Origin of the sequence: Thiolapillus sp. (assembly GCF_048562965.1) — a bacterium.
Lineage (GTDB): Bacteria > Pseudomonadota > Gammaproteobacteria > Chromatiales > Chromatiaceae > Thiolapillus > Thiolapillus brandeum_A.
In genome coordinates this window covers 1-1,282 of sequence record NZ_JBHNMF010000826.1, presented here as the reverse complement: position 1 = coordinate 1,282, position 1,282 = coordinate 1, and the positions used below count along the sequence as shown (strand labels likewise).

2 protein-coding genes are annotated in these 1,282 nt (G+C 54.5%); both read left to right on the top strand.

What is annotated here, in order from left to right; genetic code table 11:
- Positions 1-199: hypothetical protein (locus ACOCD2_RS20400; protein ID WP_419625991.1), on the top strand; the 199-nt coding region annotated here is incomplete at its 5' end.
- Positions 200-507: 308 nt separating this feature from the next.
- A partial coding sequence (locus ACOCD2_RS20395; RefSeq protein ID WP_419625989.1) for a HigA family addiction module antitoxin occupies positions 508-1,282 on the top strand: 775 nt, incomplete at its 3' end.

Genomic DNA, 1,282 nt, shown 5'->3' with positions numbered 1-1,282 from the left:
CTACTGGGGACTGCCAGCCTTCGCTTCGCTCTCCATGGCTGGCAGCGGTGGTGCATCATTCGTGCGGAATCTGATTCGCCAACGCCTGGCGGACCCGAAATCGGATCTCTATATCGAAAACGAGGAAATCCCTGGTTCCCGGGCGATCGCCCGAATGCTCGGTCCTGCTCCGTTGTCGTGTAGTGCCTTGATCTTGTGAATCATAACCCACTCCTTCAAATGTGCCACCTGTCGCATGCCTTGAAAAACGACAGTAAGCGTACGGCCTTATGGCCCGGAATGCCCCTTGGGGTGAGCCAAAATTGTTGGCCGTAGGGGGGGGCAGAATAAATGGCCATTAACAGTCGGCCTTGAGCATTTAGACCCGCAGTCGCTGCGTATCGCTCGCAAAGGGAACACAGGCAAGGGCAACGGCGGGGACGCAAGAGTGCCGATTGTTTGACACTTACACACATATTGTGTATTGTGTAGCGCAACACATTACTAAATCATATGGAGCCATGATCAGTGGCAACTGCAGACAATATTTATATTCATCCCGGCGTCTACGTCCGCAATAGCATTATCCCTGATGGGATGTCAGTAAAGGAGGCAGCTGAACGGCTTGGCATTGGCAGGCCAGCTCTGTCCAATTTCCTAAATGGGAAATCGGCGCTGTCTTCCGAAATGGCGATCAGACTGAAAAAGGCATTCGGCGCTGACCGGGAAGAGCTGCTCAATATGCAAGCCACTTACGATCAACAAGTGCAGCAAAAAGAAGAAAAAGCGGTAGCGGTCCGCTCCTTCGTTCCGGGTTTCCTCTCCATCAAGGCTAGGCAGATAGAAAAGTGGGCTGGCAGCCAGCTTGATGCTCGTGCCCATCTTCCCGTCCTTCTGCGGAAGTTAGTGCACTCAACAGGCGAAGAGCTCCGCCGGGTCGACTTCCCTGGCTATGATAATTCGCAACGCAAGGGCTCTGATGGTTTCGTCGAAGCGGGCGCCGCTACCCCATGGGTTCCTGAAGGGAGATCCTATTGGGAATTCGGTACCAACCAGAATCCAGGTCAAAAGGCGAACAGCGATTACACCGCACGGCTTGCATCGGTTGATTTCTCCGAGCGGGCAAACAGCACTTTCGTCTTCGTGACACCTCGCAACTGGCCTGGAAAGGTGGTGTGGGAGAAACAAAAGAACGAGGCCGGCGACTGGAAGGCCGTCAGGGCGTTCGATGCGAGTGATCTCGAGCAATGGCTGGAGCAGTCGGTGCCGGCACAGATCTGGCTTGCTGAACAACTCGCCTTGC